Source organism: Cerasicoccus sp. TK19100, from assembly GCF_027257155.1.
GTDB lineage: Bacteria > Verrucomicrobiota > Verrucomicrobiia > Opitutales > Cerasicoccaceae > Cerasicoccus > Cerasicoccus fimbriatus.
The window spans coordinates 67,744-93,018 of the sequence record NZ_JAPWDU010000010.1 but is presented as its reverse complement, the minus strand read 5'-3'; the positions used below and the strand labels follow the sequence as shown (position 1 = coordinate 93,018).

The window sequence follows — 25,275 nt, the reverse complement described above, 5'->3', positions numbered from 1 at the left end:
ATGAGCGAATCGTCGACAACAACCATTGGCTTCTCTCTTCCCTGGCTACGCCATGGCGGAACGGAAACGGCAATGGTACGGGTAATGAATGAGCTGGCTGAAGACGCTGGCTTGCGGATCGTATTAGCGGTTCATGAGCCAGGCGGCAGTTGTTCGCCGGCAATGCACGAGCGTGTGCAGGTCACGTGCTTGGGTGGCTCCATGCTGTCACTTCCTTCGCGTTATCAGTCATGGCTTTCGAAGGAGAAGCCCGTCGCAGTTTTTTCCGCGATTAATCACATCAATTTGGTTAACGTGTGGTGTGGCGGTGCGACTCGTGCGATCGCGACGGTGCACAACCATCTAGACGAGAAGCTGAAGCGAACCGGAAAGCCCGGTGAGCGGTTGGTCAAGGAGTGCTTGCTGCGGATGTTGATGCCACGTGCCTATCGAGTGGTCGGGGTGTCGGAAGAAATTAGGCAGTATCTAGTTGAGGGCATTGGTCTGGATGATCGCCGCACCATCTTCATTCCGCCGCCAATCCCTGTCGCAGATATACGGTGTAAAGCGGCATTGCCCGTTGAGTTGCCGAATCCTGGTAAACGAAAAGTCGTGGTGGGTTCCGGGCGAATGGCTACTCAGAAAGGTTTCGATGTGTTGCTGAAGGCATTAGCTTTGCAGGACAAAGTAAAGCGACCATACCTGTGGCTATTGGGCGATGGGGAACTGCTGGAACAGCATCAGCGGTTAGCTAAATCCCTGAGCCTGGAGGATGACGTTCTATTCCTTGGACGACAGGATAACCCGTTTCCTTTTGTGGCCCGCGCTGATTGCTTTGCTTTGTCGTCGCGCTGGGAGGGGTTTCCACTGGTGTTGTTGGAGGCCATGGCGCTGAGGAAGCCGATTGTCGCTTGTGATTGCCGGAGCGGTCCTCGGGAAATTCTAGCAGGAGGACAGTTTGGAGTTCTGACCGATGTCGATGACCCGGAAGCGTTGGCGCGGGGTATGGTGGAGGTGCTGGATCGCCAATGGGATGCAGGGGCGCTGATGAAGCGTGCCGAGGAGTTTGACGTGAGCCGTGTGGCCTTGCGTTATCGAGAGTTAGCCTTGGCTTGATATGTCTGATTCAACTGATCGGCGAAGCGCTGTAGGATCGCGGCTTTTTCAATATGAGGGGCGGCTGCTGCGCGGATTTTCTCTCGTGATTCAGCGCGTGCAGTCATTGCGAAATCAATGAGCTGTTTCGGCTCCAGGGGCTTTTCGCGATAGTATGGGAAGTCGGCGGGAAGCCCGGTGTCGCGGTGTCCTGACCAAACCGGAAGCCCGGCGGCCAGGTATTCACGGACTTTCAGGGTGCAGGCCTCGCGCATGTTTTTTCGATGCAGTCCAAAGGAGCCTAGGCCCACGTCGCATTTGGCCATGGTCGCATATAGCTCCTGACGGCTGAGCATGCCGGGCATTTTAATGCGTTCATCACCCTCGCGCAGTTGCCAGTGCTTTTCCTGTGGGCGGCCCGTGAGATGCAGTTCAAAATCTCCAGGATGCTGGTGGAAGGCTTTAATCATTTCGTCGACGCCGTGCCAGTCATGAAAGTCGGATGCCGCGAAGACAAACTTCGGTGCGCCACTGCGCTCATCGGAGCAAAGGGGGACGGAGTCCATTGCGATGCCGTTGGGCAAAACGAAAGTGGGCGCATCATAGCGGCCGACACGCTGTTTCTCGTAATCGACGATCTCTTGGGTTACGCCGACCAGCCCAATGGTTTTTTGCAGTAAGCGTGGCCCCAGGTTCGCTTCGACGAAGATGCGCAGTGGGCGGTAAATGTCATGTAGTTGCTTGATGTCCTCCAGCTCAAGCGTGTGGTGCACGGTGAGTATGTTTGGGAAATTCTTGAAGAATAGATACTGGAGCGGATCGCCTTTTTCGTAGCGAAAAAGTATGAGGTCGTACTCCTGGTGATGCTTTCGCAGGTAGGTGTATACTGCCCGATCCAGTTCGTAGCGGAGTAGCGGTGTGAACTTGCCATAGCTAGGCGCAACCACCTCGATGAACGGCTCGTGGGCAGCTTCAGGGAAGGGGGGGTGCGTCGTAAATACCCGGTTATGCCAAGTGACATTCTGCAGCTTACTCGCCACCGCATGCTCGTGCTGCATCTGGTGATAGACGCCGGCTGGCAGGCCTTTCATGATGGCGATACTCAGGACCTTCATAGGCGCTGTTTATTGTCTGGGTTTTGTCGCATGTGAGTCTCGCCTCATCGGTTTGGCAATGTGGTTTACGGGGGCTTGCAAGACAACTGTAAATATTGGCATGTGCGCTGGCACGGGGCGAGAAACAGCTTGCCTCGACATGTCGTCAGAGCAAACTTTGTGGACGAGCTGGGCTCCCGCTGCGACCAGTGATTCTTTATGTCTTCCGAGATACTACATATCGGTTTGAACGGGCCACTCCTGACCCGCTATTTTAAGTTCCTGGAAGATCATTTCGACACGGGGAGCCATCATTATCTCAGCTTGGGCGGCGAGCCTTTGGAAGCTACCGGCATTTCACATTCTCAGCCTCCCGGTGCCCGCTGGATGCTTGAGTTTTTTGCACGATCCAGAAAGGCGCGTAAGATCATCATCCACGGTTTGTTTAAGGCCAGAATGATATTGGCGCTCGGCATGTGCCCGTGGTTATTGGAGCGCTGCTATTGGGTTGTCTGGGGGGGCGATCTTTATCCTGAACAATCTGGCCTGGAGCACTCGCGTTTTATTGAAGCCATGCGCCGACGCGTGATCAAGGGCATGGGTCATCTCTTGACCTATATCCCGGGTGACTTCGAGCACGCGCAAACCCGCTATCAAGCGCGTGGGCGTCTGTGTGATTGTATCATGTACCCCAGTAATGTTTTTTCGCGTCGCGATTTGCCGCAAAAAACCGACACCCGCCTAACAGTGTTACTGGGCAATTCGGCTACGGCGTCCAATCGCCACGAGGAGGCGTTGGCTTTGATGAAGAGCCATGGGCTGAAAATGGATAAGTTGATCTGCCCGCTGGCCTACGGTGATCCTGATTACGCGGACCGCATTGAGGCAATCGGGCGGGAAAAGTATCCTGAGGCTTTCCGAGCTATGCGGGATTTCATGCCGCTCGATGAATACCTGAGCATGCTGGGAGATGTGGATGTCGCTGTGTTTGCCAACGACCGCCAGCAGGCTATGGGCAACATCATCAGCCTATTGGGCTATGGTAAAAAAGTTTACCTGCGGACAACGATTACTCCCTGGGGCCTTTTTCAAAAGCTCGGCGTGACAGTTTACCCCTTGGATGACATGGATTTCGATCCCATTCCCGAGGCAACGGCTGCACGCAATCAAGCAATCATCGCGGACTCATTTTCCGAAGCGCGACTACGCGAGCAATGGCAACAAATATTCTCCAGTGCACTATGAACCTCGGCTTCTATCTGATGGGTGAAAAGGGACTGCGAGTCCTGGAAGGATTCTTACAAGAGTTTGGCCCGGAGCCTGTGGCGTTTGTTTGTATCGGCACTGATAAGCACGTGGAAAACGACTATTCTTCGGAGATTCAGGATGCCTGTAATCGCCACCATGTGCGGCATGCGTTACGCAGTCAGTTTGATGAGGACGCCCTGGCTCACACAGTTGACTACCGCTTTGCCATTGGCTGGCGCTGGATGATTGCCAACACCGATGGGCTGATTGTGCTGCATGATTCTCCATTGCCCAAATACCGTGGCTTTGCGCCTTTGGTGAACATGCTGATAAACGGCGAAAACGAAATCGGCGTAACCGCTTTGCTGGCCAGTGAAGAGTATGACACGGGTCCGATTATTGCGCAGAAACGAATGCCCGTGTCCTATCCGATAACCATCGCTCAGGCCATCTCAGACATTTCCGGGCTGTATGTGGAAATTGCGTTGGAGGTCGGCTCCTCATTGATCGCGGGGAATCCGCTGTGCGCGACGCCGCAAATCGAAAGTAACGCAACTTATAGCCTATGGCGCGACGAAGCGGATTACCTGATCGACTGGAGCCGGGATGCCGCAGAAGTCCGGCGATTTATTGACGCCGTTGGTTCGCCCTATGCTGGCGCGCTGACGTATGCTGGTCAGCGTTCGGTGCGAATTTTGAAGGCGGCTGTGCTAGATGATGTCGTGGTGGAATCGCGGTCAGAGCATCTCGGGAAAATAATCTTCCGCCGGAATGGTAAGCCGGTTGTTATTTGCGGGTCGGGCTTGCTTTGTATTGAGTGCGCTCGCGTGGAGGATGAAGATGTTCCCACTGCCGAGCTACCCTTTCGCACGCGGTTCACCCGTGCTCCCCAACGATGACGACTGTGATGATCCCCTTTAACAAACCACCCTATACCGGCCGGGAAGATGCCTATGTTATCGAGGCGATGCGCAGTCCGCATCTATCTGGTGACGGACCTTTCTCCAAAAAATGCGAAGCTTGGCTGGGGGAACAGCTGGGCTGCAGCAAGGCGTTGATGACGCCGTCTTGCACGCAAGCTCTGGAGATGGCAGCGATCCTTGCGGGTATTAAGCCGGGCGATGAGGTGATTATGCCGAGCTACACGTTCGTCAGCACTGCCAATGCTTTTGCGCTGCATGGTGCGCAAATTGTGTTTGTGGACATCCGGCCGGACACGATGAATATTAACCACGAGCTGATTGAAGCAGCGGTTACTGAGAAGACGCGCGTCATCGTGCCGGTGCACTATGCAGGCGTAGGTTGCGACATGAATGCGATTATGGACATCGCTCAGCGGCACGATTTGATCGTGGTCGAGGATGCCGCGCAGGGGGTGGCGGCGAAAGTTGACGGGCGCGCGCTGGGCACGATTGGCCATCTCGGGGCTTTCAGCTTTCACGAAACGAAAAACTGCACCAGCGGTGGAGAGGGTGGCGCTTTGCTGATCAACGATGCCCGTTTCATCGAGCGGGCAGAGATCATTCGTGAGAAGGGAACCAATCGCGCTCAGTTTTTCCGTGGGTTCATTGACAAATATTCGTGGGTGGACATTGGGGGCAGCTATCTTCCGTCGGAGCTTCAATGCGCCTACTTGTATGCCCAGTTGGAATTACTGCAGGAGTTAACGGACGTCCGTTTGCGCAAATGGAATCGCTACCGGGATGCATTGAGCACAATCGATGAAGCCGGTAAGATCAGCATTGCGAAAATACCGGATAACGTGGAGCACAACGCTCACATGTTCTACCTGAAGTGCCGCGATTTGGAGGAGCGCCGCCAGTTGATTGGCTACTTGCGGGATAAGGGCTACATGGCAGTGTTCCACTATGTGCCGCTGCACAGCTCGAAGGCGGGTGTGAAGTATGGCCGATTCCACGGTGAAGATTTACACACCACCACCGAAAGCGAGCGTCTGCTAAGACTGCCCATCTATCATGGGTTGGCCGATGAGCATTTGGACGCCGTCATTGGACACATCCGCCAATTCTATTCTTGAACGCTCGAAAGATATCGCAATTTGCGCTGGGCCCAGTCGGATCAATCTTGCTGGGTTTTGCCTCGTTGCCGTTGGTTACGCGTTATTTTAGTGAGGCGGATATCGGGCGATTGAGCCTGCTACAAGTAACGGCTAATTTCTCCGTGTTGCTCTTTGGGCTGGGCCTGGATCAGGCCTACGTTCGTGAGTACCATGAAGCGCGGGATAAGGTGGCGCTGCTGCGCACATCATTGGGGCCAGGGTTGGCGCTACTGTTGGCAGTGCTCGGAGGCGCATTGCTGTTGGGCTTGCCGATGGACTTGTGGCTGTTCGGGCAGCAGTCTTCGTGGCTATCTTTGCTCTTAGTGGTGGCGTTGGTCGTGTATTTTATCGCCTATTTTCTGGCGCTGGTGCTGCGAATGGAAGAGCGTGCGTTGGCCTACAGCGGTTCGCAGTTCGTGCCGCGGCTTGTCTATTTGCTGGTGGTGCTGGGCATCGTGTTTGCCAGTGGGGTAGCGGGCCTTATTTCACTGCTGAGCGCTTACGTGATGTCTTTGTTGGCGGCTTTTGTTTGGGTGGCTTTGTTAACAAGAACTGAGTGGCTGCAAGCAGTGCGGCCCGGGCCCTTTTTGAATCTGGGAGAAATGATTCGCTATGGGCTGCCTTTGGTGGTCGGGGGTGTGAGTTTCTGGGGATTGACTGCGGCTGACCGCTATCTGCTGCGCGGCATGTCCAACTTCGATGAGCTGGGCATTTACAGCGTAGCGGTTATGTTGGCTTCGGCTGCGGCGGTGTTGCACCGCGTGTTTTCCACCGTCTGGGCACCAACCGTTTATAAGTGGGCGGCCGCGGGGGACGACTTGCAGCGTGTCGACACTGTCGGCGAATTCGTGCTGGCTGCGGTGGCGGCGATGTTTTGCCTGGCGGGTTTGCTGTCCGGCTTGGTGTTGTTTTTACTGCCGCCGGAGTATGCGTCCGTCCAGTTTCTGCTGATGCCCTGCCTTTATTATCCGCTGATGTATATTTTATCGGAGGTCAGCGTGGTCGGCGTGAATCTATCCAAACGGACGGGCTTTGCGATGGCAGCGGGCGTTGCCGCAATGCTGCTCAATGTCGGATTGAATTTCTTGCTGATCCCTCACTTTGGTGCGTCGGGGGCCGCGGTTGCCACGGCGATTTCTTTTTGGTTTTTCCTGATGCTGCGCACGGAGTTTTCCTGTCGTGTTTGGCGTCCGCTGCCACGGCGGAAAATGTATGGCGTCACGCTGGCTGGCCTCGTTGCTGCGAGCTGGGCAGTGTGGATGGGGCCGCAGTTGGGTGGGTGGTACTACCTCGTATGGTTGGTCGGCCTGCTCCTATGCCTGGCGCTATTTTGGCCAATTTACCGTGTGGCGCTGCAATGGGGGATGAGCGCGGCGCGTCGACGCTTTAGTTGAAGGTTAAACGGCTAAAGCGACGCTGCCTTCTGCCAAGGTGTATTCCTCGCCGCTTTCCGGGCAGCTTGCGTGGCCCTCGCTGTCGAAGGTTAGCTTGGCGCCGTGGCGACTCATCCAGCCGGTTTGGCGCGCAGGCACGCCGGTCATCAGCGCGAAGTCTGGCACGTCTTTGGTGATGACCGCGCCCGCGCCAATGAAGGCGTAGCAGCCGATCGTAGTGCCGCAAACGATGGTGGCATTCGCACCAATGGTGGCACCCTGGCGGATTAGGGTTTGCCAGTATTCGTGTTTGCGGGAGACGGCGGAGCGCGGGTTGAAAACATTCGTCAGCACGCACGATGGGCCGAGGAACACGTCGTCCTCCACAATGACGCCGGTGTAGAGCGACACATTGTTTTGCACCTTCACGCCGTTACCAATGGTGACCTCCGGCGCGACGAAGCAGTTCTGCCCAAAGCTGCACTTTTCGCCGATCGTGGAACCGCTGCTAATGTGGCAAAAATGCCAGATGCGGGTGTCGTTGCCGATGACGGCACCGTCGTCGATAATCGCCGAGGGATGTGCCTGATAGTCTGCCATGATTTAATGAATATCGCTGAGCGCGGTGGGGCGGCCGTTGAGTTGCAGAGAGACTTGGCAGGCCTGCAATACGCGGAGCACGTCTACGCCGCTGCGGGCATCGGTAAGTGGCTTGCGACCAGTGGCGATGCAGTCCAGAAACTCACTGCATTCGGCGCGGAGCGGCTCGCTTTCGGGTAGCTGGATGACTTCGCGTTCGGCCTTGGCGAGCACCGGCAGTCTTCCGTCGAACTCGACATGCTGGTCGTAGATGACGAGCTTTTCCACCGGCTCGGTGTCATTGAAGACGGCCATCTTTTTATCACCGATGATGACCAGCTTTTGCTCCTTGAATGGGTTGAGCCAATTCACGAAAATGTGCGCGCGCACCCCGCCCGAAAAGAGCATGGTGGAGGTGGTGACATCGGCCAGGTTTGGCGTGATGTAATTGCCGCCGACGCAGGTCGCCTCCAGCGGAGGTTGACCGGTCAGACGGAGAATCAGGGCGATGTCGTGCGGAGCAAAGCTCCACAGGGCATTCTCTTCGACGCGGATTTTGCCAAAGTTCAAGCGGTGCGAGTAAATGTATTGCAGCTTGCCGAGCGCGCCCTCGGCGATGAGCCGCTTGATCTCCAGAAACGCCGCGTGGTATTCCAGAAGGTGGCCGACCATCAGCACGCGTTCGTGTTGGTCGGCAGCGTCGGCCATCTTGAGCGCTTCGCTGTAGGTCAGCGCCATCGGCTTTTCCACGAGCACATGCTTGCCGTGCTCCAGTGCGAGCAGGGTGAGCGAGCAATGCGTTTCGGCGGGCGTGGCGAGGACAACGCCGTCGATGTCAGCGCGCTTAAAGGCCGACAGCGGATCGTCGCTCACCTCGACATTGGGTGCGAGTTCCTTTGCCTTCAGGCGGCCAGTTTCGCTGGCGTCACAGACGAGCTTGAGCGCGCCAAGCGCCTCGAAATTGCGGACATGGTTTTTGCCCCAGTAGCCGCAGCCGATGACTGCTATGTTTGGCAGGCTCATGGTCAGATAAGATTAACGGTTTTCGAAAAAGCTGCGGACGGCGTCGACGACGGCTTCGCGCTGCTCTTCGGTGAGCTCCGGGTAAACGGGAATGCTGATCACCTCGCTCGCGGCCTTGTCGGATTCCGGGCAGATCGCTTTGGGCAAATGCGCGAAGCACTCCTGGCGATGGAACGGCACCGGGTAGTAAATTTCCGCGCCAACGTTGCGCTCGTTCAGGTGATTCTTCAGCGCGTCGCGGGGTAGCTCTTCAGCACCTTCGGGTACGGGCAGACGCAGCGTGAACTGGTTCCAAATGTGCGTGTTTTGCTCCAGCGTGTAGGGCAGCACCAGGGACTCTTTGTTGGCCAGCGGCGCGAGGGCCTCGCGGTAGTAAGCGGCGTTATTGGCGCGGGCGTGGCTATACTGCGCGTGGTGCGGCAGCTTCACGGCGATCAGCGCAGCCTGCAGGGCGTCGAGGCGGAAGTTGCCGCCGATCATCGCGTGGTAATACTTGGGCTTGGAGCCGTGGACGCGCAGGATGCGGGCCTTGTCGGCGAGGGCGTCGTCATTGGTGGTTACCAGGCCGCCATCGCCGAAGCCGCCGAGGTTCTTGCTCGGGAAAAAGCTGAAGCAGCCGAAGTCGCCAATGGTGCCCAGAGCCTTGTCGCGATAGGCCGCGCCAAAGGCCTGCGCGGCGTCTTCCACGATGTGCAGCTTGTGGTCGTGGGCGATGGTCATCAGTGCGTCCATGTCGGCGGACTGGCCGAAGAGGTGCACGGGAATGATCGCCTTGGTCTTGGTGGTGATCAGGTTGGCCGTCGACTCGGGGTCGAGGTTAAAGGTGTCCGGGCAAATGTCGGCAAAGACGGGCGTGGCACCCAGGCGGGAGATCACGCCAGCGGTGGCAAAGAAGGAAAAGCTTGGGCAGATGACTTCGTCTCCTGGGCCGATGTCGAGCGTCATCAGTGCCAGCAGCAGGGCGTCGGTGCCGGAGCTGACGCCGATCGCGTGCTTGGCACCGAGGGCCTCGGCCGTGGCGTCTTCAAAGGCGGTCACCTCGTCACCAAGGATGAAGCGCCCATGGTCGAGCACGCGGTCAAATGCAGCGCGTAATTCCGCGGTGAGCGGGTGGTTTTGCGCGCCTAAATCGAGAAGAGGAACTGGAGTCGGTTTCATGAAAATTTGCGTTAGTTGTTGCGCAGGCTTTGTCTGCTCTGGTGGGGCAGCATCGCAACGATTAGGTAGATCGCCAAGCCGGTAATGATGACGAGCGAATAACCATAAACGTGCGAGAGGATAATGGCAAGGCCCGCGCCCGCGGCACTGGCGACACCGTTGAGCGCGAAGGCCCAGGCGACCAGGCCGTTGTCATCAGCGTTCACCGCGCGCAAGCCCTGCGGGAACATTTGCCCCATCAGGATAAATGGCGGTGCCGGGATCAATGCGGCCAAGAGGATTTTAGCAAAGCGCGGCAGGGCCATGAATTCACTACTAAAGGCGGACAGTAATGCGAGCATGGCAATGCCTGTCAGGCACGCAGCGAGGGCGGCGGTGCGGTAGTTCAGGATGCGCTGGTCGAACAGTTTGTCCGAGAAAAAGCTGCCCAGACCCGTGAAGAAGATGGCGGCGGTGAGGACCACGGCGAGCGTGTAGCCCGGGTGCCCCACAATCAGCTGCAGCTTGTTGATCAGGCCAATCTCCACCAGCATGAAGCCCAGGCCAATGCCCAGGAAGTAAGCCATGTGGTTCCAGGAACGCAGGCTCAGGGATCGCTTCCGGTTAAAGATCAACACTGGCAAAATCGTTGAGACGATCGCCGCGAGTAGAAACCAGCCGAGCAGTTTGATTTGCGACCTTAGTCGGCGTTCGCCCGGCTGCTGCGCTTTGTCCGACCAGAGGCTGGCGGACCACGGGCGGTGGTTGGGTGCCAGATTCAGGAAGTAGGGGTGGTCGTCCCATACGGGGGAAAAGTTAGCACCTGCCTTTGCCGCAAAGGACGCCAGAGCGGCGTCGTCGAAGAAGATGCCATAGGCCCGTTTTTGAGTATCAAAAGGTTGGTAGAGCGGGGTGTAGCCCGTCGCGATTTCCTTGACCTCTTCAGGGGAGATGCCATCCGGCTGAATGACCATGACTGCGGGGTCCCACGATGCCAGTATGCCACGAACCGCCTGCTCGTAGGAACGGCCATCGCTCACCACAAGCACGCATTCTTCCAGGGGAGGCGTGCGTTGCTCCTCGTCCCAAATTAATTGTAAGGTGCGGATGAAGCGGCCCTTGTTGCCGTTGAGCAGCACGATGCGACCATCGGGCGCAAGGTGCTCCAGCATGTCGCGAAACGCCTCCACGGTGTAGAGGTAGCCCGCGGAGTGGGCGGCGGCACCGGTGTAGTAGTTGGCGCCGGCTCCACTGTAGGAAATCAAGATCAGATCGTAGCGCGTCTTTTGGCGGGAGAGGAATTCGCGCCCCTCGGCAACGACGAGCTCCATCTTCTCGTCTTGCAGGATGGGGTTCATGCGCTCGGTCATGTTCTCGGCTGGCCAGTGAAACATTTGGGAAACCAGCTCCACCCCCGTGATGTTTGCGTTGGGAAAGGTTCGCCTTAGCTGGAGCATGTCGCGTCCGGCACCGGCAAGGAGCACGAGCACATTTTCGGGCTCCATGTCGTCCACCAGCCCCTCAAAGATGCCCACGTTCAGGTGGTTTACATCGGGTATCGCGGCGTGGCTGTTGCCCTCACGCTGGACCATGACATAGGTGGGGCTTTTCGCGTCGTCCTTTTGAAATTTGAGCGCGCCGATGCGGCCAAAGCTGGTCCACTCATGCTCCATTTCCTCGATCTGCATTTCTACTTTGTGGTCGCGGGCCAGCAGTTCCGGCAGTGGTTGCGGCTCGAGCTTGGTGGCGACAAAGGGGAGGTTCATCAGCACGATGACGATGGGGGTGGCAATGCCCAGACCGAGCGCGAGTTTGCCCTGTTTGATCTCTTTGGCAAAGAGTACTGCCGCGACCATGGGCATGGCCACTGATAGCGTTGCCGTGGTGGCGAAGCCAAAGTTCTCCAGTGCCTGGACAAACACAAAGCAGCCCATCGCGGCACCAAACAAATCGAACGCATAGAGCACAGTGCTGCGCTTGGCGTTGAGCCGGAACAGCGTGCTCAGCGCGATGCCATGTAGCAGGTAGGTAATGCAAAGTCCGGCACCGACCTTCAGCGACAGGCTGAACTCATGCTGCTCCATCAGCAGCCAGGCGTCGGTTTCGCTGATTTTTAAGGCGTCCAGACGCTCCACGTTGATGCCCGCTTTGAGCAGCGTGGAGTAGAGCAAAAACAGAATGACCGCCGGTCCGATCAAAAACGTCGAGTAAATCAGCGCGGCGCGTTCGTAGCGCTTCAGCGTCTCATAGGGGATCATGCTGACCAGTGTGGACGCCGCCCCCAGGCCAAGCATGGCCGTGGCAATGGAATAATAGGCAGCTTGGGGGCCCACCACGATGCCCAGAATACTGGTGGCGAAAAGCTCCAGGACAAGCAGCCCCGAAGCTAGCAGGAAGATAGCGAGTTTCATTACTTAAAAAGTGGAGTGTAGCGGATCAGGCGTCGCTGCTGAGCACTTCGCGGATCGGGTAGGATTCGCGGTGGCCGCCGAGTTTGCGGATGATCAACTCGCCCACGAGGCCAACGGAGATCAACTGCACGCCGAGGATCATCAGCAACACGCCAAAGAGCAGCAGCGGGCGCTGCCCAATGCCTTCGCCGAAGAACAGCTTCACGCCGGTCAGATAGGCGAGAGTCAGGAAACCAATGCCGCCCATTGCCAGGCCGACGCCGCCAAACAAATGCCCGGGGCGTTGCACGAAACGCGTTATCGCGGCTACTGTCAGCAGGTCGAGGAAGCCTTTGTAATAACGGCCCAGCCCATATTTTGAGATACCAAACTCGCGCGCATGGTGCTGCACGGGGATTTCGGTGACGCGGTAGCCGTCAGCGTGGGCGAGGATCGGAATGTAGCGGTGCAGCTCGCCATAGAGCGGCAGCTCGCGGACGACCTCCGCGCGATAGGCCTTGAGGCCGCAGTTAAAGTCGTGCAACTCCAGCCCGGAAATCTTGCGCGTCACGGCGTTGAACAGGCGCGAAGGGATGCGCTTTTCCAGTGGGTCGTTGCGCTCACGCTTCCAGCCGGAAACGAGATCGTAGCCCTCATTGAGCTTGGCCATGAGGTTGGGTATCTCGGCAGGCTCGTCCTGCAGGTCCGCATCCATGGTGATGATGAACTCGCCCCGCGCTTCGCCAAAGCCGATGGAGAGCGCTGCGGCCTTGCCGAGGTTGCGGCGTAGCTGGTAGGCGCGCACGGTGGTAGGGTGGTCGGCCTGCAGCGAGCGTAGTTGTTCCCAGGTGTCATCGGTGCTGCCGTCGTCGACAAAGAGCACCTCAAAGGTCCACTGGCTGGGCTCAAGCACGGCGGCAATTTTATCGTAAAGCTTACGCAGGGACTCGGCCTCGTTGTATGCGGGTGCCACCACGGAAATGGCCGGCGCGCTTGCGACGACTTCCTTGGCAAAGGGGATTTCAGTGGTTGACGGTGACGCCATGATCTTAATGCGCGGTGTTGTAGTGCCAAAGTCACCAGCTAGCAACCCTTTTGGCCATCCGATGCATCCAGCGCTTTTTTAAAGAATTTGTTTACGAAGATGAGCAGACCCACCGTTCCGAAAGGGGTTGCGCTCGGCGAATGAACTTATTCCATAGGGATTTGATGAGCAAATTAATATCCCTGACCTACAAGAGTGACGCGCTGGATAACATTAGCGAGCAGGTGTTGATCGATATACTTTCCTCCGCGCGCGATTATAACACCCGGGTTGGCATCACAGGGATGCTCTTGTATGGCCAGGGTAAATTCTTCCAATGCCTGGAAGGGCCAGCTGATCTGGTTAAGGCGCTTTTCAATGACAAGATCAGCCGCGATGACCGGCACCGCAATGTCGTGATTCTCACTGAGCGCGAAATCGATGAGCGCGAGTTCCCCAACTGGTCCATGGGCTTTCAGTGGACGAACGGATGTGGCGATGAAGAGTTTGCGATGCTCAATGCCGGCCCCCAGGCGCACGAGATCATGCGTCGCATCAAGAAGCACATGATCGAAAACCGCGTGGACATGGCGCTGTAGGGATGCGGCTGGTCAATGCACCTAGCATCTACGGTGGGGGCGCTTTTATGTCCACACAAAGCAGGAGTTTGACCAATGTGCTGCGCTAGAGAATTAGAATGCGTGACGATGGATTGTCGGATAGGGACAGACTTGGGTGTCTAAATTCTATGTTCGACCCCTTTCTATGCTTTCACACTGCTTGTCGCAGTGGTGCCGTTTCAGGGCGATATGTAACTGAAGATCAAAAATATTTATTTATAAATAACTAGCTAACATGAAATTTAATAATAGTCTATTTATAATTGCTCTATTTCTCTTAAGTTCTGCTTTTTCTATTGCTCAGACAAATGAGCTATCGTCAAGACTTGAACGCATTCGCGCACTGCAGGTGCAGTATCGTGAAATTGGCCCTTATGATGAAGCAATGAAACTAATAGGGGGGAAGTATGATCCGAATCCTGAATTGAAGGGAATGGGGGTTCATGGAAATTACGTTTTTTTTAGCAATGAAGAGAACGTTGATCAGTTGAAAAGAATGTTGAAAGATGAAAGCCAATTCAAACATTGGAAATCTGCTTTGCATGCCCTCGGTACTATCGGGAGCGTTGATAAATCACAAATATCTATTGAGGAGCTAACAAAATTAGCGGTTGATATTGAGCGGAAAGAATTTGCTACTGACGTAGATAAAGTGGGTTTGCTGAGGATTGCTTATGGTGCAGTCGCAAAATATGGTGATCAACATGGGCTGGACTTTTTGATCGAGAGAACTAAAGAAAGCTTTTGGAATGGTGAACCTCCTAGCTACGTTCTTTCGGCTAACGATCCGAGTGATCCCAGTAAAGGACTTCTTGTCTCAGCAAGAAGTGAGGCGGTAATCTCTATTGCTCAATATCCGGGGGAGGAAGGTGTGAAATACATTAGTAAGCTCCGAGCTCAGAATTCTAACGAGCATGATTTGGAAAGAGCGTTTACATTGATCGACTCTATGGAGTCAGAGTACCGGAAATATGCTCAGTTTCGTCAGCTGGCCTATCAAATGAAGATGAGCGCAGAGATGGAAGAATCAATTCAGATTCCAAGCAGTGATGTGGATGATCCTGGTAGTGAATCTGAAGGCGTTAGGACGCGAACGCCTGAGTTGAAAGTTAATGAGGTCGATGTTAACATTACTGATGCACCTATCGAAGAAAGTAAAGCGGCGGAGGATGGTCTGAGTTATTGGATATTCTACTCCTTGGGCGGTGTGGCTCTTTTAGTGTTAATAGTATACTTCATGCGGAGGAAGTTATAGGCTTTTGCTGAGAATTCTACAAGGAATTGCTATATCCACTGCGTTTCTGCTGAGTTCTGTTTTGTGCATCGCTCAGACTGAGGATAGGCAGAGTTTGCGTGAGCGTATACACCTAAAAAAGAGAACATATTGAAGTCGGACCTCATGATGAAGCAATGAAGCTTCTACAGGGTAAGTTTGGCTATAATGTAGAGCTAAGTGGGATGGAGTTCACGGTAACCATTAGAAAGAGACAAGGGAGAACGAGACAAAGGATTAAACGTAGAAAATAGAGTTCACTGAATAAATACGATCTGATGTGCTGTAGCTTCTTTTTAGCTATATTGCACCCCACGCCGACTTCTGACACCCAAAATCCCTACTTCGCAGCCTTGCCAAGTGATACGCGGGTGCCATGCTTCGGCGGCATGGCTGAACTGTTTGACCACGTTTTCCGATGGCTGGAGTCGCTGAATGCGATCTTCCTGCTGCCGGCGATTGCGATACTGCCGCTGTTTGCGTTTCCGGTGTCGCTGCTGTTGGTGCTGGTCGGGTATAAGTTTGGGCCGTTCTATGGGCTGCTCTTTGCGATGGGCGGCGTGGCGATCAATGACGCGCTGTCCTACTGGCTGGCGCGGACCTTATTGCGCGGTAAAATTGTCCGCCTGCTGGAAAAGCGAAAGCTGAAGGTGCCCGTGATTAAGAAGGAAAACGAGGTGCAGTGGATCGCGTTGCTGCGCATCATGCCTGGCTCGCCGATGATTATCCAGAGCTACCTGCTGGGCCTGGCGAACGTGAACTTCATGCGCTATATGGTGATCTCCGTGCCGATCCAGTCGATCCACGTGTTTTTGATCATCATGTTTGGCGATGCGGTGTTCGAGGGCGAGGTCGGTATGATTATTTTTGCGGTGTCGCTCATCGTGGTGGTGGGCATTGCTTGCCGGATGATTTTCAACTATTACAAGGAACGTGGCGCTATCCCCAAAACAGCAGGCTGAGGACTCGATTAGCGTCGGTGAGTTTACCCGTCGCGTGCGGGCGCTGTTGACGAAAAACATCCCGCCGTGCTGGGTGCAGGGCGAGGTGTCCAACCTGCGCCGCCAAGCCAGCGGGCACGTTTACTTTACGCTCAAGGACGACGCCAGCCAGCTGCCCTGCGTGCTGTTTCGCATGGATGCGATGCGGCAGACGATCGACTTGCGCGACGGGCTCGCGGTGCAGGTCCATGGCGGCATCGATGTTTACGAGCCGCGCGGTGCCTATCAGTTGATTTGCCGCACGGTGATGGAAGTCGGGCAGGGGCGCTTGCAGGAGCGCTTTGAGCAACTGAAAAAGAAGCTCGCCGCCGAGGGGTTGTTCGACGCCGAGCGCAAGCGCACCATCCCGGCCTGGCCGAAAGCGGTGGCCGTGGTCACCTCGCCCACCGGGGCGGCGATTCAGGACTTTTGCCGTGTGCTTGAGCGTCGCGACTGGCGTGGCCGCGTGGTCATCGCGGGAGCCAAAGTGCAGGGGGAGGGCGCCGTGGGCGACATCACCGAGGCGCTGCGAAAAATCCATGCCTGGGGCCAGGCGGATTTGATCGTCGTGATGCGCGGCGGCGGGAGCCTGGAGGACCTGTGGTGTTTTAACGAAGAGGCTGTTGCCCGCGCGGTGGCGGCCTCGCCCACGCCGATTATTTCCGCCGTCGGGCACGAGATCGACTTCACCCTTAGCGACTTTGCCGCCGACAAGCGCGCGGAAACGCCGACTGCCGCCGCCGAGCTGATCAGCAGCCAGTTCATTGAGCTGCGCGACCGCGTGCGCGAGTTGGGGCGCGATTTCAACTACGGCATCGACGAGGTGCTCAAGACACAGCGGCACGAGCTGGAGCTTCTCCAGCGCCGCTTGCAACTGCATCATCCCAAGGCACAGGTGCGGCAATCCCAACTGCGGCTCGATGAGCTGCACGCGCGCTTCGAGGCACTGGTCAAGGCGCAGCTTGCCGAGGGCGGCAGTGACTTGCGTCTGCTACGTCAGCGGTTCGCCGGGTCCTCGCCGGAGAAACGTGTTCGGTATCTGGGCGAGCAACTCGTGGCGCTGCAGCGCCGTTTCGACCGCGCGAGCCGCGAGGAGCTCCGCCGCCAGCGCAAACAGCTGGAGGTGATGCGCGCACGTCTGGAGGGAGTCAGTTTGCAGCAGACCTTGAAGCGCGGCTACGCCATTGCCCGTGACCAGCAGGGGCGGGTGGTGACGCGTAAGGAAGGCCTCGCCAAGGGCGACTTGCTCGGCCTGGACTTCGCCGACGGCGAGGTCCGCACACGCGTGGAAGAGCTGTAGGTTTAGGGCGGATGTTTGGCGGAGAGGTGGCGGTGGGCGGATCGCGAATTTCCACATTCGCTTACTATCTACCACTTTTTCATTCAGATGGCGTATATGCGAATGTGGAAATTCGCGATCCCTACTAGCTTCCGCCGCAGATCTGTTGGCCTTTTCGGTTGAAACCGCCGCCGGCTTTGCCTTTATGGGACGTTTTACATCATGAGTGACGCATCCACAGCACAGCAGGTCGTCCTGACCTGCGCCCAACCGACCGGCAAACTCCACCTTGGCAATTACCTCGGGGCCGTGCGCAATTGGACGCGTTACCTCGACGGCTACGAGTGCTACTTTGGCATCGTCGACATGCACGCGATCACTGTGCCCTACGTGCCGGCGGACCTCCGCCGCGACACCATGGAGTGCATCGCGCAATACATCGCCTGCGGTATCGATCCGGACAAGGCGAACATCTTTGTGCAAAGCCACATCATTGGCCACACCGAGCTGGCGTGGATCCTCAGCTGCCTGTGCCCGCTGGGCCAGCTGGAGCGTATGACGCAGTTTAAGGACAAGTCCGCCAAGGCTCGCGCCGAGGACAAGCAAGCCTTCATTGGCAGCGGCCTCCTGCAATACCCGGTGCTCATGGCGGCGGACATCCTCCTCTACAATGCCGACATCGTGCCCGTGGGCGAAGACCAGAAGCAGCACCTTGAGCTGACCCGCGACCTCGCGCAGAAGTTTAACTCTACCTATTCAGAGACCTTCAAGGTGCCGGACTTGTTCATCCCGAAGACGGGCGCACGCATCATGTCGCTGCAAAACCCGACCAAGAAGATGTCCAAGAGTGACGAAAATCAGACCTCGACGCTCTACATCACCGACGACGAAAAAACGATTCGCAAGAAGATCGGCAGCGCGGTGACGGACTCCGATTCCGGGCCGGGCTGTGTCCGTGCGACCGATGACAAACCCGGCGTGACGAACTTGCTCGGCATCCTTGGCGTGGCGACTGGCAAGTCTGTCGAAGAGCTCGAAAAGGAATTTGCCGAGGCCAGTTACAAGGACTTCAAGGACGCTGTCGCTGACGCCGTCGCTGAGATGCTTGCGCCCGTTCGCGAGAAATACGAGGCCGTGGTTTCCGACAAGAAATACCTGACCGAGGTCATCAAGCGAGGCGACGACGCCGCCCAAAAGCGCGCCTTCAAGATGCTGGGCAAGGTCCAGCGCAAGGCCGGATTCGTCGCGCGCTAGCGCAGGGAATGTTCGAATGTTCGAAGGTTTGGAATGTTCGAAAGGTTGGGGATAGCGATATGAAGTTTATTCTCATTATTTTGGCTTCACTTTGCTTCTCCGCCTGCTGCCGATTCCCAGGTGCGGATGCTCCAGTATTGGCGGATGAGGTTCAGGCTTCGCTGACGCCGGTTTACTGGGAGCGTCATGATTTTGTTGCGAGGTTCTACGCCTAAAGTAGTAATAGCGGGCGATCGTTGGACGACGCGGTTCTCATTGATACCTTTAATAGCCCGCAAGGCCGGGGGGCCGAGCGCCATTGGATCGAGCACCATACGGAGAATCTTGAGTCGTCTACGTCTGTCGGGTCATATCGCAATGATGGTAGATGCATTCATGAGTGGAAAGTGGTTTCGGCGGATGGCGAGTATCCGATCTATTTCGATGCATCTTATTACCATGGCGTCTTTTAGTGATTCGTAGGAGTCCTGCTGATAGCTCATGTTTTGTGCGTCAAAAACCTTCTCACTTACAAACTTTCGAGCCTACGAACCTAAGTTTCCTTGCTTCCAGCGAAATCGCGGGCTACTCCTAGGCTTACCGAAATTGACCTATGGCCTTCGAAGAAAACGTTCCGCTACCGAAGATTAATAAAATACCGTTCATCGTGTTCGACGTGGTCCTCCTGCTCTTTGCGGCAGTGATCGTGTTTCGGAGCGATTGGCCCCTGACGCCCTTGATGTTCATGGGCACGCTTTTCCTTGTCGCTATGGGGGGCGTGGTGGCCTGTTTGCCCTTTTTTATCGAATTCCGCACGACAGCCAAGCTGAAGGAATACGACCTCAGCCAGGCTAATGATGATAACGCCCGACGCATCGAGCAGGCGCTTTATGGCATCCAGGAAATTGGCGAGTCGGTGGTGCAGGCGACGGATCGCAATGCGGAGATTGCCGGGGCGTTCGAGACTTTGCTGGAGCGGATGGAGTCGCGGATCAAGGAGATCAAGGGCGGCTCGGGCACCGCAGCGGGCATTGACCCCGAGGAGCTCAAGACGGCGCTCCGTGAGCAGCTGGACTCCGTGCGCGAAGAATTTGCCCAGGCCATTGCCGAGCAGGCCGCGATGACGGGTGACAAGCAGCATGACAAGCTCAATAGCGCGCTTTCCAAGCTGCAGGGCTTGCCGATGCAGGTCACGCTTTTGGGGGATTTGGCCGTGCGTTACCAAACGCTCGTTGCCCTGATGCAGGACACCGCCGCGTCGATGGTCTCGGCAACACCGGTCAAGGACTCGGCCTCTGTCGGAGAGACGGACCTGCCGGAGGATTCGTTTGACGGCGTGCTTGAAGCCGAGGTCGAGGAAAATGTCGCCCCCGAAACGGCCGCCATCATCGAGCATGAAATGGCCGATGACGAAGAGGAGGCAGACGAAGAAGAGGCGGCCGAAGAACCTGTTGATGGGGCTGAGCCCGATGCGGCGGAAGACGTCGCTGAGGAGTATGACGAAGAGCTCCCCGAAGAGGACGATTTTATCATCACCACTTCCTTGCCGGAAGAAGACGAAGATGCGGCCGCTGACGAAGAAGGCGCGGAGCCGGACATCGTCGTTGAAGACACGGCCGAGGATGAGGAAGTGGCCGAGGCCGAAACGGAATCCACCGAAGTCGATGGCGAGGACTTTAGCCAGATGGATGCCCGCTTTGAAGAAGAGCTGTCCGAACTGGATGAGGAACTTTCCAACGACGAGCCCGACGACGACACCGAGCCGGAATTCCTGACCGACGAAGACCTCGCCGATGAGGAGGAAGAGGCCGTTGGCGAGGAGCCAGAAGAGGAAGCTGTTGCCCAGGCTGAGGCGGAGCCGGTGGCCGACGACGGTGCCTTGGCCATGCTCAATGAAGACGAAGAATTTGACATCGCCCTGAGCGACGACGGCGAGATCGTGGCCGAAGAGGAAGCGCCCGCCGCACCGGAAGAAGCTGCGGTCGACGAAGGCGAAGCTGCCGCCGTGGCCGACGATGATGCCTCGGGCATGGGCTTTGACGATTGGGACGATTTTGGCGAAATTGCCACGACCGAAGAGGACGAAGACGAGCCCGAGCAGGGCGAGCTGATCGACGATGTGCCTGCCACCCCGAAGTCCAAGCCGAAGAAGAAAAAGGGTGCCACCACGCTGATTGCGCAGGTGCTGATCGGCATTGGCAACAAGCCCTACGTGCGTGGCACGGGGCCGGGCCTGTCCGAGGACGAAGGCGTGCCAATGGAGTTTCTCGAAATCGGCAAGTGGCAGTGGACCGCGCCCGAGAGCGATGAGCCCGTTACTGTGCGCATTTACAAAAACGACGAGGACCCCGCTGAGGGCGACCCGATTGAAATCCCCGCTGGCCAGCGCCGTTCGGTTGCCCCTAAGTTTTCTAAATGATCAGGCCTAACTGGTCCTATTGGGTGATGGGTTATATAGGTCCTTTATTGTCAGGTGTTTGCAAATGTGTGGTTCCTGCCTAAGTTCGCTTCTGAACCAAATAAAATCATGAAGCACAACCATACAACCACCGTTCGCCGCCTGAAAATGTTGATCATTGCTGGAGGCATTTCGCTGGGTATGTGGCTTTTTTCGGGCTGCTCCAGCACATCTACGCATGCCAGCGGTTCCACCCACATGAGTGCCAGCACGGGAGCTCCATCGGGAGATGGCCAGTTCCACATGCGCCCCTGCACCTACCAGTCGGTCGAGTGAGCACCGAGCGTTGGATACGGGCTCTGTCAAATTGAGCCACGTTGTCGCTGGGGGGGAATTTTTCATTTTTTCTTTCCATCTCGCGTCATCCGTGAAGCATGGGGCGCATGAATCCACTCAAGTGGAAGCTACACTGGCAGATACTTGCCGCCCTCGTGCTTTCTGGAATTGCGACGGTGGTGGTGAAATCAACCGGCGGCGCTGAGGCAGCCTTCGGGGCTAACTTGCTGGCGGCGTGCGACTTCATGGGCAAGCTGTTCATGAACGCGCTGAAGATGATTATCGTCCCCTTGGTGGCGAGTTCGATCATTTCGGCAATGGCGGGGCTGACTGGTGGTAAGGATTTTCGCCGACTGGGCTTTAAGACGCTCGCGTATTATGTGTGCAGTGGCGCGATTGCGGTGACGATTGGCCTCGTCCTGGTGAACGTCTTTTCGCCGGGCACGGTCGACCCCGAAGTCGCCGCGCGCATGGAGGCCAATGCCCAGGCGGCCAACGCGGGCGAGATCATCGAAACGAAAGTCGCGGGCAAAAGCTCGCAGGATATTTGGGATATCTTCCTGCGCATGTTCCCGTCGAACATCGTCGAAAACGCCAGCGACAACGGCCAGCTCTTGGGGCTGATTACTTTTAGCGTCTTGTTCGGTTTTTTCATCAGCCGGCTCGATGACAAGTGGCGCGCGACGCAGCAAAATTTCTGGGAAGGCGTGAGCAATGTAATGATCGGCATCACGGATCTGATTTTGAAATTCGCGCCGATTGGGGTATTTGCGCTGGTTACGCCGCGCCTCGTCGAGCTGGGCATGGACCTGCTGGCACCGCTGGCTTCATTTACCGTTACCGTGCTCCTCGCGCTCCTTCTGCATGTGGCCGCGCTGTGCGGTGTGCTGGCGTTTTTCAAGGTCAACCCGCTCACGCATCTGAAGACGATGTCCGACCCGCTGCTCACGGCGTTTTCCACGGCGAGCTCGGCCGGCACCTTGCCGCTGACCATGGAGACTGTGGAAAAAGACGCCAAGGTCTCGCAGCGCACGGCCAGCTTTACCCTGCCGCTCGGTGCCACGGTCAACATGGACGGCACCGCGCTTTACGAATGCGTCGTGGTGATCTTTGTCACCCAGGTGCTGGCGGTGATCGACCCGAGCTTCGTGCCGCTGACTTTGGGGCAGCAGATCATGGTAGTCTTCCTCGCGCTGACGACATCCATCGGCGTGGCCGGTGTGCCATCGGCGAGTATCGTGGCGATCTTTTTGATCATGGGCGTGCTCGGCGTGCCCACGGAATACATTGGCCTGGTGTGGGTGGTGGACCGCGCGCTGGACATGTGCCGCACGAGCGTAAACGTCTTCAGTGACACCTGCGCGGCAGTCATCATCGCCAAGACCGAAGGCGAGCCGGTTTATCAGGAGTAGTCGCGCGAGCTTTCGCATTGACCCACCGGGCATCGGCTGGCTGACTTTCCCCTAGCTTATCTGGGAGCTTCCGGTCCGCGGAAAGGGATAGTCCCACCAGTGAAAAACACATACACTGGGATCATTACGATCCTCCAGCCCGCAGGCGGACAACGGGTAGAATCGGAGATCGTTATGAAAAAGAAAATTCCCTCGCGGCCCAACCTCGAGTTCGACCGCAAGCATGCCAAGGCCTTGCTCAAGCAAACCCGCGCTGGCGAAAGCGCCGCCGTGCAACGCTTCGCGGAGTCGCATCCGCGCCCAACCGTGATCGAGCCAAAGCTGGCCGATGCGCAATTGGTCATCGCCCGCGAATACGGCTTTAAAAGCTGGCCGCAGTGGCGGGCGTTTGTCGAAACACGAAACCTCAGCCGCCGCGAACAGGCAGCCGAAGCCCTGCGCGCAATTTGCTCTAATGACGTGCGCCGTGCCCGGGTGCTGCTGGACGCCGAGCCCGGCCTCCCACGCGAAGATTTCTACTTGGCCTGCGCTTGCGGCGAAGTGGATTTCGTGCGCGGTCAACTGGCGGAAAAACCGGAGCTGGTCTTTGCCGAGGGCGGCGTGCTGGGTCAGTTTCCGTTGGAATACGTGTGCTTTTCGCGGCTGTTTCGCAGTGAGCCTGAGCGAGCGCCGCACTTGGCCGAAGTTGGCCGAATGCTTATCGAGGCAGGCGTCGCCAGCGGGCGTCCTTTGGCGGATTTCATGGAGCCGGTCGGCCGCGACAAGCCGCTCTATGGTGCCGCGGGCATTGCGAACCACGCGGGACTGACGCGTCTGCTCCTCGAAGCCGGGGCTGACCCCGACGAGGGCGAGCCGGAGCCCGACCCGAACGACCCACACAAGACGCCCTGGGGCACGGAGGCGCTTTACCACGCCAGCGAGTTTGCGGACACCGCTTGCCTGGAGCTGGTGCTCAAGGCCAAGCCGCATCCGATCCGCGTGAGCTATTGCCTGGGGCGGGCGCTTGATTTCGATAACCCGGTCGCGGTGAAGCTCTACCTGGAGCATGGCGCGGACCCGAACTTTTTCTACCACATGACCTTCCTGCAAAAGGCCGTGCGCTACAATCGGTCGGCGGAAGTCGTGCGCCTGTTGCTCAAGGCCGGGGCCAATCCGCACGCGGAAGATCAGCGTGGGCTGACGGCGATCCGCTGGGCGGCACGCCGCAATCGTGAAGACCTCGTGTCCCTGTTGTCTGAGCACGGTGCGACTGGCGTTACCGAGCAAGATCGCCTGCTGGGGAAGCTGTTTGCGGGCGAGGAAGTTTCCTTCGCGGACGAGGTCCCCACCGAACTACTGAGCGAGGCCACGCGGATCAACAACGTCCCTGCCATTCGCGCGCTGGTCGCGGCTGGGGCGGATATCGACGCCGTCGTTCACGGCATCGACAATATGCCGATCCTGCATCAGGCCTGCTGGCGCGGCCACTTCGAGGCGGCAAGCGTCTTGATCGAGCTCGGGGCCGACGTCCACCAGCGCAACAGCTACGGTGGCGACGCCCTTGGCACAACGGTCTTTGGCTCCGAGCATTGCCACGACATCAACGGCGGCAGCACCATGCGCCTGCCCGAAGAAAACACGCCCCGCGGCTACGTCAAAATCGCCGAGCTGCTCCTCGATCGCGGCGCGCCCTTGCCGTCAAAAATCGAGCACGGCAGCGAACCCGTTCGCGAATTCCTCCGCCGCCACGGCGTGCCCGACCCAGAATAATTTCCCCGCACGCCCGCCGCCGCTTGAGCCTGCCTTAAGCGGCGGCTTTTTATGGCCCTGAGCAGCGATGAGCCGATTAGAGTGTCTATTCGGCTCATATATTTGGGTTTACGTGAGCCGATTAGCCATGCTGGCCGCCCTGCCGGGCACAAAAAAAGACGCCGCGTTGGGCGTCTTCTTTTGAAAATGGTAGACGGTGCAGGACTCGAACCTGCGACATCCTCGGTGTAAGCGAGGCGCTCTAGCCAACTGAGCTAACCGTCCAATCAGGAAACGCATGAACATGCGCGGTTTAAGGTGCCATTCAAGAAAAAAGATGCCCTCATTGGCAAAAAGTGCCAATTTTATGCTTCCTTCAACGGCGGGGATGCGTCATTTTCCCCAGCTTTTCCTCCCATGCGACACACGATCTCAGCACTAGTCGAAAATAAATTCGGAGTTCTTGCGCGGGTTGCTGGCATGTTCAGCGGCCGCGGGTTTAACATTGATACCCTCAATGTCGGCCCGACGCACGACCCGAAATATTCTCGTATTACGATCACCCTGCGGGCCGAGGAACATGCGTTGGACATGGCGATCAAGCAGCTCGACCGCTTGATCAATGTCATCGACATCACGCATTTCGGCCACCGCAACGCATTTGTCGCGCGTGAGCTTGTCATGCTCAAGGTCAAGGCCGACCGCGAGACGCGCTCCGAGATCATCGAAGTGTGCGACATTTTCCGCGCCAAGGTCATCGACGTCACCCCGGTGGCGATCATCATCGAGTGCACTGGCAACGAGAACAAGATCCGCGCGTTCCTGGAGCTGATCACGCCGTTTGGCATCCTGGAACTGGCCCGCACTGGCAACGTAGCCCTGCTGCGTGGTCACGACGGCGAGGAAACCGACGAAGACTAAACAATTTTCAATTCTCAATGGTCGATTATCTATTTCCAATGGCCAGCGAGATGGCGAAACATCCATCAATTGAAAACGGACAATTGATAATCGA

21 protein-coding genes and 1 tRNA gene are annotated in these 25,275 nt (G+C 57.1%); 15 read left to right on the top strand and 7 right to left on the bottom strand.

All coding sequences use genetic code 11. The features are described from left to right. Nucleotides 1-1,095, top strand: a complete 1,095-nt coding sequence (locus tag O3S85_RS20455; protein WP_269543040.1) for a glycosyltransferase — start codon at nt 1-3, stop codon at nt 1,093-1,095. Here the strand turns inward: O3S85_RS20455 and O3S85_RS20450 are convergent. Next, the gene (locus tag O3S85_RS20450) at nt 1,071-2,189 is read right to left on the bottom strand and encodes a glycosyltransferase family protein (RefSeq protein WP_269543039.1); all 1,119 of its coding nucleotides are present in this window, start codon (nt 2,187-2,189) and stop codon (nt 1,071-1,073) included. The two genes, O3S85_RS20455 and O3S85_RS20450, sit on opposite strands and share 25 nt — an antisense overlap. A 198-nt stretch (nt 2,190-2,387) precedes the next feature. Here O3S85_RS20450 and O3S85_RS20445 point away from each other — a divergent pair, with 198 nt between their 5' ends. From O3S85_RS20445 to O3S85_RS20430, 4 genes are read left to right on the top strand one after another with little or no spacing between them, the layout of a single operon-like run. Continuing rightward, nucleotides 2,388-3,413, top strand: a complete 1,026-nt coding sequence (locus tag O3S85_RS20445; protein ID WP_269543038.1) for a TDP-N-acetylfucosamine:lipid II N-acetylfucosaminyltransferase family protein — start codon at nt 2,388-2,390, stop codon at nt 3,411-3,413. Further along, nucleotides 3,410-4,315, top strand: a complete 906-nt coding sequence (locus O3S85_RS20440; RefSeq protein WP_269543037.1) for a formyltransferase family protein — start codon at nt 3,410-3,412, stop codon at nt 4,313-4,315. Before O3S85_RS20445 ends, O3S85_RS20440 begins: the two co-directional genes overlap by 4 nt. A gap of 8 nt (nt 4,316-4,323) precedes the next feature. After that, nucleotides 4,324-5,454, top strand: a complete 1,131-nt coding sequence (rffA, locus tag O3S85_RS20435) for a dTDP-4-amino-4,6-dideoxygalactose transaminase (RefSeq protein ID WP_269543036.1) — start codon at nt 4,324-4,326, stop codon at nt 5,452-5,454. Continuing rightward, nucleotides 5,451-6,869, top strand: coding sequence for a lipopolysaccharide biosynthesis protein (locus O3S85_RS20430; protein ID WP_269543034.1), 1,419 nt, complete (start codon nt 5,451-5,453; stop codon nt 6,867-6,869). The genes rffA and O3S85_RS20430 overlap by 4 nt, the downstream gene beginning before the upstream one ends. 3 nt (nt 6,870-6,872) lie before the next feature. On the opposite strand, the gene O3S85_RS20425 is transcribed toward O3S85_RS20430, so the two are convergent. Genes O3S85_RS20425 through O3S85_RS20405 form a run of 5 tightly spaced genes read right to left on the bottom strand, consistent with a single transcriptional unit; the run spans nt 6,873 to nt 13,022 of the window. Then, nucleotides 6,873-7,448 carry an acyltransferase gene (locus O3S85_RS20425; RefSeq protein ID WP_269543033.1) on the bottom strand — a complete coding sequence of 192 codons (576 nt, stop codon included), beginning with the start codon at nt 7,446-7,448 and terminating at the stop codon, nt 6,873-6,875. A gap of 3 nt (nt 7,449-7,451) precedes the next feature. After that, a complete protein-coding gene (locus tag O3S85_RS20420) occupies nt 7,452-8,450 on the bottom strand; it encodes a Gfo/Idh/MocA family protein (RefSeq protein ID WP_269543031.1) in 999 nt (332 codons plus the stop codon). A gap of 12 nt (nt 8,451-8,462) precedes the next feature. Continuing rightward, nucleotides 8,463-9,608: a DegT/DnrJ/EryC1/StrS family aminotransferase gene (locus O3S85_RS20415; protein WP_269543030.1), complete on the bottom strand. Its 1,146-nt coding sequence runs from the start codon at nt 9,606-9,608 to the stop codon at nt 8,463-8,465. Nucleotides 9,609-9,619: 11 nt separating this feature from the next. Beyond that, the gene (locus O3S85_RS20410; protein WP_269543029.1) at nt 9,620-11,998 is read right to left on the bottom strand and encodes a hypothetical protein; all 2,379 of its coding nucleotides are present in this window, start codon (nt 11,996-11,998) and stop codon (nt 9,620-9,622) included. Nucleotides 11,999-12,023: 25 nt separating this feature from the next. After that, the gene (locus O3S85_RS20405; protein ID WP_269543027.1) at nt 12,024-13,022 is read right to left on the bottom strand and encodes a glycosyltransferase family 2 protein; all 999 of its coding nucleotides are present in this window, start codon (nt 13,020-13,022) and stop codon (nt 12,024-12,026) included. 164 nt (nt 13,023-13,186) lie between these two features. Here O3S85_RS20405 and O3S85_RS20400 point away from each other — a divergent pair, with 164 nt between their 5' ends. From O3S85_RS20400 to O3S85_RS20360, 9 genes are all read left to right on the top strand, one after another. Continuing rightward, complete coding sequence (locus O3S85_RS20400; RefSeq protein ID WP_269543025.1) at nt 13,187-13,600, top strand: BLUF domain-containing protein; 414 nt, start codon at nt 13,187-13,189, stop codon at nt 13,598-13,600. 256 nt (nt 13,601-13,856) lie between these two features. Further along, entirely contained in the window at nt 13,857-14,876 is a 1,020-nt protein-coding gene (locus O3S85_RS20395; protein ID WP_269543023.1) for a hypothetical protein, read from the top strand. A gap of 323 nt (nt 14,877-15,199) precedes the next feature. Then, complete coding sequence (locus O3S85_RS20390; RefSeq protein ID WP_269543022.1) at nt 15,200-15,856, top strand: TVP38/TMEM64 family protein; 657 nt, start codon at nt 15,200-15,202, stop codon at nt 15,854-15,856. After that, nucleotides 15,828-17,174 carry an exodeoxyribonuclease VII large subunit gene (gene xseA / locus O3S85_RS20385; RefSeq protein WP_269543021.1) on the top strand — a complete coding sequence of 449 codons (1,347 nt, stop codon included), beginning with the start codon at nt 15,828-15,830 and terminating at the stop codon, nt 17,172-17,174. Before O3S85_RS20390 ends, xseA begins: the two co-directional genes overlap by 29 nt. Before the next feature lie 201 nt (nt 17,175-17,375). Further along, complete coding sequence (gene trpS / locus O3S85_RS20380; protein WP_269543020.1) at nt 17,376-18,407, top strand: tryptophan--tRNA ligase; 1,032 nt, start codon at nt 17,376-17,378, stop codon at nt 18,405-18,407. A gap of 592 nt (nt 18,408-18,999) precedes the next feature. Beyond that, a complete protein-coding gene (locus tag O3S85_RS20375) occupies nt 19,000-20,805 on the top strand; it encodes a hypothetical protein (RefSeq protein WP_269543019.1) in 1,806 nt (601 codons plus the stop codon). Between the two features lie 108 nt (nt 20,806-20,913). Beyond that, complete coding sequence (locus O3S85_RS20370) at nt 20,914-21,120, top strand: hypothetical protein (protein ID WP_269543018.1); 207 nt, start codon at nt 20,914-20,916, stop codon at nt 21,118-21,120. A gap of 107 nt (nt 21,121-21,227) precedes the next feature. Further along, nucleotides 21,228-22,532, top strand: coding sequence for a dicarboxylate/amino acid:cation symporter (locus tag O3S85_RS20365; RefSeq protein ID WP_269543017.1), 1,305 nt, complete (start codon nt 21,228-21,230; stop codon nt 22,530-22,532). 99 nt (nt 22,533-22,631) lie between these two features. Beyond that, nucleotides 22,632-24,281 (top strand): ankyrin repeat domain-containing protein, encoded by a 1,650-nt coding sequence (locus O3S85_RS20360; RefSeq protein WP_269543016.1) that lies wholly within the window; start codon nt 22,632-22,634, stop codon nt 24,279-24,281. Nucleotides 24,282-24,468: 187 nt separating this feature from the next. Here the strand turns inward: O3S85_RS20360 and O3S85_RS20355 are convergent. Further along, nucleotides 24,469-24,545 (bottom strand) — tRNA-Val (locus O3S85_RS20355). Nucleotides 24,546-24,677: 132 nt separating this feature from the next. On the opposite strand from O3S85_RS20355, the gene ilvN reads away from it, so the two are divergent. Further along, on the top strand, nt 24,678-25,181 hold the full coding sequence (ilvN, locus tag O3S85_RS20350; RefSeq protein WP_269543014.1) for an acetolactate synthase small subunit: 504 nt from the start codon (nt 24,678-24,680) through the stop codon (nt 25,179-25,181). Nucleotides 25,182-25,275 lie beyond the last annotated feature (94 nt).